This is a genomic window from Kribbella turkmenica (assembly GCF_004348725.1).
GTDB lineage: Bacteria > Actinomycetota > Actinomycetes > Propionibacteriales > Kribbellaceae > Kribbella > Kribbella turkmenica.
In genome coordinates, this window is the sequence record NZ_SMKR01000230.1 from 1 (window position 1) to 9,410 (window position 9,410).

12 protein-coding genes are annotated in these 9,410 nt (G+C 66.7%); 5 read left to right on the forward strand and 7 right to left on the reverse strand.

All coding sequences use genetic code 11. From position 1 onward, the window contains the following. Positions 1–207: 207 nt before the first annotated feature. Genes E1218_RS33000 through E1218_RS33010 form a run of 3 tightly spaced genes read right to left on the reverse strand, consistent with a single transcriptional unit; the run spans position 208 to position 1,820 of the window. A complete protein-coding gene (locus E1218_RS33000; RefSeq protein ID WP_132326970.1) occupies positions 208–759 on the reverse strand; it encodes a GNAT family N-acetyltransferase in 552 nt (183 codons plus the stop codon). Beyond that, on the reverse strand, positions 760–1,095 hold the full coding sequence (locus E1218_RS33005; RefSeq protein WP_132326971.1) for a hypothetical protein: 336 nt from the start codon (positions 1,093–1,095) through the stop codon (positions 760–762). Continuing rightward, the gene (locus tag E1218_RS33010; protein ID WP_132326972.1) at positions 1,092–1,820 is read right to left on the reverse strand and encodes an alpha/beta hydrolase; all 729 of its coding nucleotides are present in this window, start codon (positions 1,818–1,820) and stop codon (positions 1,092–1,094) included. Before E1218_RS33010 ends, E1218_RS33005 begins: the two co-directional genes overlap by 4 nt. A gap of 78 nt (positions 1,821–1,898) precedes the next feature. Between E1218_RS33010 and E1218_RS33015 the strand changes: the two genes are divergently transcribed. After that, complete coding sequence (locus E1218_RS33015) at positions 1,899–2,270, forward strand: 5-carboxymethyl-2-hydroxymuconate Delta-isomerase (RefSeq protein ID WP_132326973.1); 372 nt, start codon at positions 1,899–1,901, stop codon at positions 2,268–2,270. A gap of 30 nt (positions 2,271–2,300) precedes the next feature. Here E1218_RS33015 and E1218_RS33020 read toward each other — a convergent pair whose 3' ends face one another. The 4 genes from E1218_RS33020 to E1218_RS33035 all read right to left on the reverse strand — a co-directional run bounded on the left by E1218_RS33020 (position 2,301) and on the right by E1218_RS33035 (position 5,006). Continuing rightward, entirely contained in the window at positions 2,301–2,687 is a 387-nt protein-coding gene (locus E1218_RS33020; protein WP_132326974.1) for a VOC family protein, read from the reverse strand. Beyond that, on the reverse strand, positions 2,684–2,977 hold the full coding sequence (locus E1218_RS33025; RefSeq protein ID WP_132326975.1) for an ArsR/SmtB family transcription factor: 294 nt from the start codon (positions 2,975–2,977) through the stop codon (positions 2,684–2,686). Before E1218_RS33025 ends, E1218_RS33020 begins: the two co-directional genes overlap by 4 nt. A 242-nt stretch (positions 2,978–3,219) precedes the next feature. Further along, positions 3,220–3,549, reverse strand: a complete 330-nt coding sequence (locus E1218_RS33030) for a hypothetical protein (protein ID WP_132326976.1) — start codon at positions 3,547–3,549, stop codon at positions 3,220–3,222. Positions 3,550–3,887: 338 nt separating this feature from the next. After that, positions 3,888–5,006 (reverse strand): phosphotransferase enzyme family protein, encoded by a 1,119-nt coding sequence (locus E1218_RS33035; protein WP_132326977.1) that lies wholly within the window; start codon positions 5,004–5,006, stop codon positions 3,888–3,890. A gap of 532 nt (positions 5,007–5,538) precedes the next feature. Here E1218_RS33035 and E1218_RS33040 point away from each other — a divergent pair. The 4 genes from E1218_RS33040 to E1218_RS33055 form a co-directional block, all read left to right on the forward strand. Then, a complete protein-coding gene (locus E1218_RS33040; RefSeq protein ID WP_132326978.1) occupies positions 5,539–6,084 on the forward strand; it encodes a GNAT family N-acetyltransferase in 546 nt (181 codons plus the stop codon). A gap of 575 nt (positions 6,085–6,659) precedes the next feature. Further along, positions 6,660–7,487 carry an LLM class flavin-dependent oxidoreductase gene (locus E1218_RS33045; RefSeq protein WP_132326979.1) on the forward strand — a complete coding sequence of 276 codons (828 nt, stop codon included), beginning with the start codon at positions 6,660–6,662 and terminating at the stop codon, positions 7,485–7,487. A gap of 512 nt (positions 7,488–7,999) precedes the next feature. After that, on the forward strand, positions 8,000–8,506 hold the full coding sequence (locus E1218_RS38360) for a tyrosine-type recombinase/integrase (RefSeq protein WP_407657654.1): 507 nt from the start codon (positions 8,000–8,002) through the stop codon (positions 8,504–8,506). Then, the coding region (locus tag E1218_RS33055; RefSeq protein ID WP_202866328.1) for an IS481 family transposase at positions 8,485–9,410 on the forward strand (926 nt) is incomplete at its 3' end. The genes E1218_RS38360 and E1218_RS33055, both read left to right, overlap by 22 nt.

Below are 9,410 nucleotides of genomic sequence, written 5' to 3' on the forward strand. Positions count from 1 at the left end.
GTAGTGGCCCTACCCAGCCCCGCGCCGACGGGGTCGCGTCGGCCTCCTGCGCCGACCGGGTAGTGGCCCTACCCAGCCCCGCGCCGACGGGTCTGGTCGCCCGCCCTGGTTGGACTGCGTCGCGGTGGTTGCTGTGGGCAATCACCGCGACTCGGGGTTGGTGCGGCGCGAGGGGTGGCTGACCTGCCGATGGCGGAAGCGGTGGTTCTACGCCTGGCCGAACAGAGTGACGTCCGGCCAGGTGATGCGGAGGCAGATGGGGGTGCCGTTGAGGCGGGTGGGGTCTCCGCCTGGTGGTGGCACGGTCGAGGTCTCCACGCAGTCTCCGCCGGCGGCGCGGTAAAAGTCTCGCGCCCTGGTGTTCTGCTCCAGCACCCACAGGTACATCGCGTTGCCACGCGCCTGCTCGCTGACCGCCCGCGCCGCGCGAGCCATCAATCGTGTGCCGATCCCACCACGATGGTGCCGATAGTCGACGTGCAGATTGTCGACAAGGCTGCCCCACTGCGGGTCGTGGTCGAACATCACATGCACGAACCCCGCCAGCCGCCGCCCGTCGTACTCCGCGAGCACCGTCGCAGTCCCGCTTTGGCCGGCGAGCCGCTTCGACCAGACCTCGCGTCGGTCGGCGTCGATGTCGCCGTCCAGGAACGAGTCCGAGTACGCACCCCGGTAGTGCCGTCGCCAACTGTCCGCGTGCAACCACGCGACCTGCTCGGCATCCTCGATCCCAGCCGAACGGAACTCCACAGACCCCATTCACGCCCTCCATCTCGCGCCAGCACCGTACCCCAGGAAGTCCAGCAGCAGACCGTTGTCCATCTCGTGGCCGACCTGCTCGGTGACGTGCAGAGACACCGCGTCCTCGGCACCGGCGGCCCGGTAGATCGCGCGGAGCTGGTCAATGGCGTCGGGAACAGTTTCGTTGTACGACGCCGATCCGTTGCCCGGACCGGGCACGTCGAGCTCGCCATAGTGCACGGCCAACCGACGAGGCGCGTTCAACCCGGCGATGTCGGCGCGGTCGAACCAGTCGAGCACACCGGGGACACAATGAGCCGGCGCGTTGCCGGACCGCGCGAAGACCGCGGTCAACGATCCCAACGTCCCGCTGGCGAAAATGGATTGGACCCGCTCACTGAACACCGGATAAGCACAGGCGAGATCCCCACCCCACGAGATCCCGGCAACGTCCAGCCGCCGTACGTCGTGAGTGCCCGCAAGCCAGTGCTCCCACGCAGCAGGTCCTCGATGGTGTCGCCCAAGAGCGTCCGCCCGTTCTGGAAGCCGTCGGTGAGCAGCGTGTAGGCCATGTGCCGGCCCCAGCACCAGTACTCGAGACTCTCGCCCTGACGCTGACCAGCCAGATCGCTGAGCGCTCCGAACCCACGCAGCTCCGGCAACAACACCGCGTGCCCGGCCTGCGCGAGTACCAGCGCGAAGTTGTGGTGATAGTCCTCGCGTACGCCGTCGATCGCGAGGCACTCGTCGACCTGCCCGTGTCCATGCAGCGCAACCACCACCGATTCCGTCGCGGTCGCCGGCAGCAGCAGATAGGCGGGCACCGACAGCTCATCGCTCACCCGCATCACCACCGTGACCACGTCGACGTCCCCGTGCGAGATACGACGTACCTCGGTCACCTCGCCGGGCCCGACGCCCTTGTCAACACCGAGCAACTCCGCCAGCTTCGCCTTGGCACGGGGACGCCAGTCAGCCCATGCGAGCCCGGCGTTGGCGAACGACAGCCGACGCGACGCTCGAGGTGTTCGATAGCGCAGCGTCAGCTCGTCAGGCTGGATGAGGAAGTCGTAGTCCATTCCGAAACCCTGGCCCACCGGCGTCTCAGCAGGTAGCGATTTTCGGATTCCGTGCAGCAGGCCGTCGATAATCGGGCCATGCCGCAGATCAGCGTTGAGTACTCGGAGTCCTTGTCAAGCGTGTTCGACCGGCGCGGGTTCGCGTCGACGTTCCACCCGGCCGCGTCCGCGTTGATCGGCAGCGCCCTGCCGGGGTTCAAGACGCGCTTCCGGACAACCGGCGACGAGGTGATCGGCGAGGGCGGAGCCGGCCAGGCGATGGTCCATGCCGAGCTGGCGATCCTGCCCGGCCGCGACGACGAGATCAAGTCCCGCCTCGGGGAGCTGGCCGTCGCGACGTTGTGCGACCACATCGCGGGCGGGACAGGGCTCGACATCCAGGTCACCGTCGAGGTGCGCGACCTCGCGACGTACCACAAGCGCGTCCTGCCGCCCGCGACCGACGGCTAGCCACCGGAGGCAACTGGTAGCTCCAGGCAACTACTTGAGGTGGACGATCTGGACCAGGTTGCCGCAGGTGTCGTCCAGGACGGCGGTGACCGACATGCCCATGTCCAGCGGCTGCTGGGTGAAGAGCACGCCGATCTTGCCGAGCCGGTCGTACTCCGCCTGGACGTCGTCGACGGCGAAGGACACCGCCGGGATGCCGTCCTTGGCCAGCCCGGCCTTGTACGCGTTCACGACCGGATGGCGGTCGGGCTCCAGCACCAGTTCGGTCTCGCCCGGCGCTTCCGGTGAGACCACCGTGATCCACCGATCCTCCCCCATCGGGACGTCGTACCGCTTCACGAAGCCGAGTACGTCGGTGTAGAAGCGCAGCGCCTTCTCCTGGTCGTCGACGAAGATGCTGACCTGGTGGATCCTCATGAATTCTCCTCCGGTGTGTCCGGCCTGAGCCACCGCGTGACGATGCGCTCGAGCGGCTCGGTCTCGAGATCGTGGAACTTGTAGCGGCCCTGGCGGCGCGTACGGATCAGGCCGGCCGACTCCAGCACCGCCAGGTGCTGACTGATCGCCTGCCGCGACAGCCCGAGGTTGTGCTTGGTCACCAACCGCGTGCAGATCTCGAACAACGTCTGCCCGTCCCGCTCCACCAGCTCGTCCAGAATCCGCCGCCGAGTCGGATCGGCCAGGGCCTTGAAAACATCCTCACCCACAACTCCACAATAGGCAAGCATCCACTTGCCTATCAAGTCCCGTCCACCGGTGGGCGAGCCGCCGCAGGCGGACCAGCGTCGTCGCAGATGCCGCCGCCTCCAAGGCGCTCGCCGATCCGATCCGTGACCTGGTGACCGCATGAGCGCGCCCGTCCGCCGACAAGATCACTTCCACAGACGCGTCGACGCCGATCAGGCAGGAAGGGCCATGCTGTCCGCTGAGATCGCGTCGGAGAAACCGACTAACTGTCCCTAATGGCCACTTCGTGCAAGTACGTGACGCGCTTGCCCAACGCGTTGGCGTACGCGATCTCGCCGCGGGTGGCCTCCCCGATGTAGCCGCCGGGGTTCACGATTCGCACCTCATCTGCGAGGTCGATGCGGCGGAGGTGCAGCTCTCCCAAGGCTCGCACGAGCGAAGGGTCCAGCACAGACGTCTCGGTGGCCTCCGGAGCCAGGACGATCGCTAGATCGAGCGTCAAGCGCGTGCGCTCGCTAGCAAACTCCCTGCTGAAGCGCAGGGAACCGCACAGACAAACGATCTTCGGGCGAGCAACCGGCACGTTGGACATGGACCACCTTCAAGAGCCAAAGGTCGTCCAGCATCTTAGGCTGCGGATGATGCCCCGCCAGCCAATCTCCGTGATGGCTCGCTTTCCGCTCATCGGCTGCCTGTTTCCTTGCCTAGGACCGGTGTCTGGCGAGGCTCGGCCGCTGCGCTCTGCGGCCGGTCTGGATGTTCTGCACCCGCGACTGGCGGAGACTCAGCGCGACCCGGTTGGCGAGGGCCACGATCCCGAGGGACGTCATAGGAGATCGCCACGACGTTGTGGTCCACCATCGACCGAGCTCGTGGCAATGTTGCCCCACGCCGCGGGGCCTGTGACGCAGAACGCAAGCAGCGCGCGGCTCAGCCTCGCAACGACGCGATCGCGCGCGCAGCTAGTCGTTCGGCGTGCTCGGGGCGGGCGAGCCAGCCGATCCATCCCTCGTCCATCGTCGGGGTGGACCCGCTGCGCGCCGCCTCCCGGTAGTCCAGGCACGCCAGCCACAGCGGTCGCATGGCCAGTACGCCGGGCAGCCGCTCGAGCTCCTCACCAGTGAGCTGAACGTGCTCGCGATACCCGCGCGCGACCGCGTCGATGCCCTCCCCATCGCCTTCCCCCGCGGTCGTCAGCAGCCAGGCGAGGGCGGGCAAGCGGGGTCCGCGTCCGGACCCGGCCCAGCCGACGATGGCCAGGTCGCCCGGCCTGCCGACGGCCGCCCATGCGTGGTAGTTCCCATGGGTGAACGCCTCGGGCAGGCCTTCTGCGTCGTCGGCGTGCTCGACCCTGTCGCGGAGCCACTCGAACATTTGGCGCCCCTCGGGAGCGACGGCGTCTTCGACGCTCACCAGGAAGCTCATCGCCGCCGCGAGATCCTGCTTCGGTCGTCCCGCGAAGAAGCCGCCGTCGTGCTCCTCCGACCCTCCGTCCCGCGCGACCGCACCACCGGCCGCGGGCAGCGTGTGCAGGCGGCCGAGCAGGCCCGCCAACTCGTGGAGTACCGCCGGCGACTGGGCCGGACGTCCGCCCTCGACGTACTCGGTCACGATCACCCCGCTCCCCTGGAGCACCGACACGGGATCGTCATGCGCGCGCCGTTCGGCAGGGAATTCGTGCAAGGCCAGGAACCGCAGGATCTCCGCATCGCCCTCGACGCGGCCGACCGTGTCCGCTGCCGACGAGAAGACTCGAGCGATCCAGGGCGAGCCGTCCTCTCGCTTGACGACCAGCGTCCAGGGGTAGTGGCCGACCCAGGACCCGCGTGGCCGCGTCTCGGGGTCGTCGTCGATGGGCGCGATTGAGGTGATGCGAATGCCGTATCGGGTCTCGAGGTGCGCCCTCAGTTCCGCGAACTCGACGGGGCGAGTGCGAGCAAATGGCGACGTGCGGCCCTTCTCGAGCGCGGCGCGCGCCTCGGTGTACCGCAATCCGGTCGCTTGTGCCCGTTGACGCACTGCGCGCTTGAAACTGCCCTCTTTGGTCATGACAAGCCTCCTCGACGTGCCCCATTCCCCCAGCGAAGCGGCACTCGAAACAGGCCTGGATGGCAGCAGCCTTGAGGGCAGGATCCCCTTCGCCTTCTCGAGGGCCCGGCTGGGGCAGATCCTCAGGAGGCTGGGCGTCGGCCACGCCGTGCATCGATCCTGCCGAGGCTGGGCGGTCGTGTCAACGGCAACGGCAACGGCAACGGCAACGGCAACGGAGGAGCAACGGCGACCGAGCGCGCCCTCGCAACACGGCGCCTGACTCCCGTCGCGAGCACGGGCTGCCCCGGGCCGACGGACAGGAGCCGTTGGGGTCAGCGTGGGTCAAACTGGCCGGCACCCTCGCCTGCTCGAAACGCGGCATGTCGGGCGAGCTCGGCGGCACCGTTCGATTCCACTACCCCGGAGCTCTGTGTTCGGGCGGGGGCCGGATCGGAGGCCTCGGGTTTAGGGCTGTCCGGCCCGATCCGTGGCCGCTGTCAGCAAGCCCGTTGGCAGGGAGAGGATGTCGGCATGACGGAGTAGATGGACTGTGCGGGACTACACCCCAGGGGACGAGACGCCATGGCTGCGGTGCCGCGTCCTGGCCTTTCTTGACACGAACTACTACGACGACGTCGCAACGATCAAGCCGAGGCGGGAAGCAGGTCTTGAGTTGGTCGCTGCCGTCGGTGACCAAATCGTCGGGCTGCTGGACGCGAGTGTCACAGGTAGCGAATCAACCATCGAGACGATCGCGGTTCACCCTGACTACCGTCGGCTTGGTATCGCCCAGCGGCTGCTCAACGAGATCTGCGACCGACTTCAACAGCGAGGAGCCATGCAGGTCGAGGCGTGGACTCGGGACGACGAGGGAACGCTGGCCTGGTACCGGTCACAGGGTTTCGAACAAAAGATGCGTTACCTGCACGTGTACGCGTCCGATCCAGACGAGGCAGTTTCGGCCTTCGGTTCACAGATGGATCTAACGCCTCGCGCGGGCTTCTTCCACGCCTGGATTGACCACGAGGATGCCCTGCGCAATCAGTTCAGCCGTGTGTACTCCTGCCGACAGTTCGTGAAGTCGCTTGAGGACTAACGCTGGAAGAGATGGCGACGCAATCAAGGCAGCCCCGCTGTCTTCCCGTCTGCCGTTCATCCCACGCGTGGCTCCTGATAGGTCCTGACTGGGCTGAGCGGTAGGCGGGAAGACGCACCCGCCAACTGCTGGCGTCGAATCCGGCTGAGCGGGCAAAGCGGCCTCGCGTGAGCACCGTGGACCAGTCGACATCTGGACCGCCGACGAGCTGCGCCGCTTCCTCGACCTGATGAGTGATCACCGGCTGTTCGCGTTCGACCAACTGGCCGCCTACTCGGGTGCTCGCGACCTTGCTGCCGGACGCGGCCTGCACATGCCTACGGCCCAGAGCACCGAGCCAAGGCAGCTACAGCGCGAGTGGCAGGACGTGCTCGCCGTACGCGGTCGTCGGGTCGGACTGGGTCACGCAGCACCACCGTGCAAAGGCCGGATGAGCGCTTCCGTTCGGCTGAGCGGTAGATCTCTGAGCGTGGACTCGGCCACTGCGACGCTGTTGGTGACCGCGCCCGAGGACCAATTGTCGGTGGACGGTGATAGGCCGGGAGCGGGACTAGTCCGCATGGGAGTGATGGTCAATGCGATTCGGTCTTGATATTCCGATCAGCGGGAAGTACGCCGACCCGCACGTTCTGGCTGATATTGCAGTTCAGGCCGAGGCCCTTGGGTGGGACGGCGTGTTTGTCCAGGACGTCCTTCCTCTCGACGACGAACCAGCTATCGACCCGTGGCTCGCCCTCGCGGCTATCGCGATGCGCACCGAGCGAGTCAAGATAGGCGCTTTCCTGAGCCCGTTGGTTCGTCGCCGACCGTGGCAGATCGCCAAGCAGGCAGTGACGCTTGATCTGTTGTCGGCCGGCCGAGTGGTCTTTGGTGCGGCGCTTGGCGCTAACGAGGATGAGTTCCGTCGGTTCGGTGAGGCATGGGATCCGAGAATCAGAGCGCAGAAGCTTGATGAGGCCCTGACCGTCGTCGCCGGGATGTGGACGGGTGAACCGTTCTCGTTCGCTGGCCGGCATTACTCCATCGATCGGGTGACATCGCTTCCTCGGCCACTTCAGCGACCACGAATACCGGTATGGGTCGCGGCAGGATGGCCACATCGGCGACCGCTACGAAGGGCAGCCCAATGGGATGGCGTCTACTTGATGGATACCCATCAGCGCACCGGCGAACGCCTCTCCATCAACGACGTGGCGGCTATCAGCCAGTACCTCATCGACCTCCGGACGCACCCATCCACCATTGATGTCGCCGTCGTCGTCGATCGCACAACCACAGCGGCCGACAATCGGGCAAAGGTCGACGCCTACTCCAGCGCGGGCGCCACCTGGTGGATCGAAGGTTGGCACGGCCAGCCGCCCCCACTTGGCTCAGACAGGCCTGAACGGCTCGCCCGCGCGTAGCGCCCATTTCGAGCGCCTCGCGCAACTGATCGTCACTCTGGCTGAAGAGCGGAAGGTCGGCGGTTCGAGACCGCCTTCGACCACCCTTGTTGAGCGTGAATGGGGCCGCATCGGCCCACCCGCGAGTCCCCGTGAATCCCCTCAGCGACCATCCGTAGTTGCCTGGATGTTGCACGCCCGCCGCCGGCGCCCATTCCTGTATCCGGAGGAGGGATCATGCGGACGCGACGTGTTGTGATGTGGGCGCTCGGCATCGGGGCGGTCGGCCTCTGACCATGGCGTGATCCGGGTCGAGCACGGGCTTCATCGGGTGGCTGACAAGTTCCAGCTCGGCTCGGTCAAGACAGATGACTTCGCCCGAGTAAATCCCGGTGCCCAAGTCACTGCTCGCTGTCTTGAAGAAGCATCGGGCGGCGCAGGAGGTTGAGCGTGCCGGTCACCTGGTCGACCTTGCCGGTTCGGACAAGAAGCGTGAGCGGGCTGACGCCGTGCGAGCCAGGAATGAGGGGTACGTGTTCACGACCACGATTGGTACGCCGATCGAGCCGCGCAATGTGAACCGCCACTTCGATGCGCTCTGTGCCAAGTCCGGCGTACGGCGAATCCGGTTCCACGACCTGCGGCATTCGTGCGCGTCGCTGCTGTGGAGTCAGGATGTCCCGCTTGAGCAGATTCAGGACATCCTCGGTCACGCTGACCCCCGCACGACGAAGGTGATCTACGTCGACGTGGCCGAGGAGTTGCAGCGTGACGTGGTGGACAAGCTCGGGTCCCTGTCGAGGACCCGGAGGGGTGACGTTGGGGTCAATCGTGAGGGTCACGAGGAGGGCGAGCACCACAGCCGCCCAATCTGCCGTTCCATCCGAAACACAAAGCCCAGGTCAGACGGGCTGAACCTGGGCTTTCACGAAGCGCGCTCGGAGGTGTTGTGGTTCAGGACATCGGAATGGGGTGTCTCAAGTCATCGGAATAGGTGTGGGGGCGGGATGTTTCGGGGGTGTCGAAGCGGCGGTTGGTGATCACGGCGGTGTTGGCGGGGCGGTCGCAGTCGGAGGTCGCTCGCGCGTACGGGGTGTCGCAGGGCTGGATCAGCCGGTTGCTGGCCCGGTACGCAGTCGAGGGCGAGGCGGTGTTCGAGCCGCGGTCACGGCGGCCGAAGACCTCACCACGGTCGACCCCGGCCGAGACCATCGAGGTGGTGCTGGCGCTGCGCAAGCAGCTGGTCGAGGCGGGCCTGGATGCCGGGGCGGACACGATCGGCTGGCACCTGGAACATCACCACGCCACGGTGCTGTCGCGGGCGACGATCCACCGGATCCTGACCCGGGCCGGTGCCGTGGTCCCGGACCCGGGCAAGCGGCCCAGGTCGTCGTACCTGCGGTTCGCCGCCGAGTTGCCGAACGAGTGCTGGCAGTCCGACTTCACCCACTACCGGCTGACCACCGCCGGCGGCCGTCCCGGCGCGGATGTCGAGATCATCACCTGGCTGGACGACCACTCCCGCTACGCGTTGTCGGTGACCGCTCATCCCCGGATCACCGGCCAGATCGTGGTCACCACGTTCCGCGAAACCGTTGCCCAGTACGAGATCCCGGCGTCCACGTTGACCGACAACGGGATGGTCTACACGACCAGGTTGTCGGGCGGGAAGGGCGGCCGCAACGGCCTCGAGACCGAACTGCGCCGCCTGAACATCGTCCAGAAGAACTCCCGGCCCAACCACCCAACCACGTGCGGGAAGGTGGAGCGGTTCCAGCAGACGCTAAAGAAGTGGCTGCGTGCCCAACCCGCCCAGCCGGCCACCCTGACCGAGCTCCAGGCACTGCTCGACACCTTCGTCGAGTACTACAACCGCCAGCGCCCCCACCGGTCACTCCCGCACCGAGCCACCCCAGCGGTCACCTACCACGCCCGCCCCAAAGC

Bases quoted from the DNA above. Each gene is read 5' to 3' on its own strand.
- E1218_RS33000 (WP_132326970.1), bottom strand. From the start codon at position 759: ATGGGGTCTGTGGAGTTCCGTTCGGCTGGGATCGAGGATGCCGAGCAG.
- E1218_RS33010 (WP_132326972.1), bottom strand. From the start codon at position 1,820: ATGGACTACGACTTCCTCATCCAGCCTGACGAGCTGACGCTGCGCTAT.
- E1218_RS33015 (WP_132326973.1), top strand. From the start codon at position 1,899: ATGCCGCAGATCAGCGTTGAGTACTCGGAGTCCTTGTCAAGCGTGTTC.
- E1218_RS33020 (WP_132326974.1), bottom strand. From the start codon at position 2,687: ATGAGGATCCACCAGGTCAGCATCTTCGTCGACGACCAGGAGAAGGCG.
- E1218_RS33030 (WP_132326976.1), bottom strand. From the start codon at position 3,549: ATGTCCAACGTGCCGGTTGCTCGCCCGAAGATCGTTTGTCTGTGCGGT.
- E1218_RS33035 (WP_132326977.1), bottom strand. From the start codon at position 5,006: ATGACCAAAGAGGGCAGTTTCAAGCGCGCAGTGCGTCAACGGGCACAA.
- E1218_RS33045 (WP_132326979.1), top strand. From the start codon at position 6,660: ATGCGATTCGGTCTTGATATTCCGATCAGCGGGAAGTACGCCGACCCG.